2 protein-coding genes are annotated in these 1,782 nt (G+C 64.2%); both read left to right on the top strand.

From position 1 onward, the window contains the following. Entirely contained in the window at positions 1 to 177 is a 177-nt protein-coding gene (locus M622_RS40910) for a phage head-tail joining protein (RefSeq protein ID WP_169375162.1), read from the top strand. Continuing rightward, complete coding sequence (locus M622_RS37815) at positions 177 to 1,616, top strand: phage portal protein (protein ID WP_021250932.1); 1,440 nt, start codon at positions 177 to 179, stop codon at positions 1,614 to 1,616. Before M622_RS40910 ends, M622_RS37815 begins: the two co-directional genes overlap by 1 nt. Positions 1,617 to 1,782 lie beyond the last annotated feature (166 nt).

Here is a 1,782-nt window from a genome sequence, read left to right as displayed (position 1 = left end):
CTGCAGGCGGCGCGCTTCAATGGGGTGCTCACCGTGAAAGCCGGTGACAAGACCGTGACCTACAAATCCAATGTCGAGATCCGGGCGGCGCTGTCGGATCTGGAGCGCGAGATCGCCCGACTTCAAGGTCGCCCACGAGCACGACGTATCCGCACTGTCTGCGGGAAAGGACTGTGATGAAACCCAAGCTGATGGCAACCCTGCGCCGCAAGGTGGGCGCGATGATCGGTGGCGTAGTCGGTGGCTTCGATGGCGGACTGTCGAAGCGGCGGCTCAAGACGTTTCATGCCAGCCGCGCGCATGTCAACACGCTGATCCAGGCGGCCGGCGCCGACATGACCGCGCGTGCCCGCTACCTGATCCGCAACAACGGCTACGCCGCCAATGCGGTCGAGTCCTGGGCGGGCAATGCGGTGGGCACCGGCATCAAACCCTCGTCGGGTATTACCGATGCGGTGCTCAAGGATCGGGTGCAACGGCTGTGGCTGCGCTGGACCGACGAGTCCGATGCCGAAGGGCTCACCGACTTCTATGGCCAGCAGCGCCGCGCCGCTCGCGAGCTGTTCATCGCCGGCGAGGTGTTCTTCCGCATCCGACCACGCCGGCCCGAGGATGGCTTGTCCGTGCCGCTGCAGTTGCAGATGCTGCCGGCCGAGATGTTGCCCCTGAACCACAACCAGGCACTCGACAACGGCCACCGTATCCGCCAGGGCATCGAGTTCGACCGCATTGGTCGGCGTGTCGCGTACCACTTCCTGCGCCGCCACCCAGGCGACATCACCGATCCAGGCCTCGCAGGGGAAACGGTGCGAGTGCCGGCCGAATCGGTGCTGCACATCGTCGATCCGGTAGACGCCGGGCAACTACGTGGCGTGTCGCGCTTCTCCCCGGCGCTGGTGAAGCTGTTTCTGCTCGACCAGTACGACGACGCTGAGCTGGACCGCAAGAAGGTCGCCGCGATGTTCGTCGGCTTCGTGCGCCGGCCCGAGCGGGAACTGGACAACACCGCCGACCGCGATGACCAAGGCGAGCCGCTGCTGCCTCTGGAGCCGGGGCAGTTGCAGATGCTCGATGACGGGGAATACATCACCTTCTCAACACCAGCCGACGTGGGTGGGAATTACGAGTCCTTCCAGTACCGCACCCTGCTGCAGGTGGCCGCCGCGCTGGGCTTGCCGTATGCCAACCTCACTGCCGACATGCTCAAGGCGAACTACTCCAACACCCGAGCGGCGCTGCTCGAATTCCGCCGGCGGATCGAGTCGTTTCAGCACTCGGTGATCGTCTATCAGATGTGTCGCGCCGTCTGGGCGCGTTGGATGGATATGGCCGTAGTCTCCGGGCAGCTTGCCCTGCCGGACTACGAGCAACGTCGAGCCGACTATCTGGACTGCAACTGGCTGCCACCGCGCTGGGATTGGGTCGATCCCCTGAAGGACATCCGGGCGGAGACCCTGGCGATCCAGTCGGGCTTCAAGTCACGCACCCAGGCCATTGGAGAGCGCGGCTTCGATGCGGCCATGGTGGACGCCGAAATCGCCAGCGACCGGGATCGCGAGGCACGCCTGGGTCTGGCCTTCACCCGATGCGTACCACCGGCAACACCGCTGCATTGAGTCCTGACAGCCATCTTTTGCCCCCAATCTCATTGGTGCTGACCGGTGGGGTTGGGGGCTTTTGTCGTTTACGCCGTGGTGCAAATTTGCAGATTGGTGTCAGGGGTAAATCCGCCCATTGGCGGATTTACCGAACAGTCACACCACCTCCACTACCTCCCGCAGC

The organism is Thauera terpenica 58Eu, assembly GCF_000443165.1.
In the GTDB taxonomy this organism is placed as follows: Bacteria; Pseudomonadota; Gammaproteobacteria; order Burkholderiales; family Rhodocyclaceae; genus Thauera; species Thauera terpenica.
Note: the sequence above shows the minus strand (reverse complement) of the source record. Positions and strands in the feature narration are given on the sequence as shown.

Coding starts and splice junctions, on each gene's coding strand:
- M622_RS37815 (WP_021250932.1), top strand. CDS start 177: ATGAAACCCAAGCTGATGGCAACCCTGCGCCGCAAGGTGGGCGCGATG.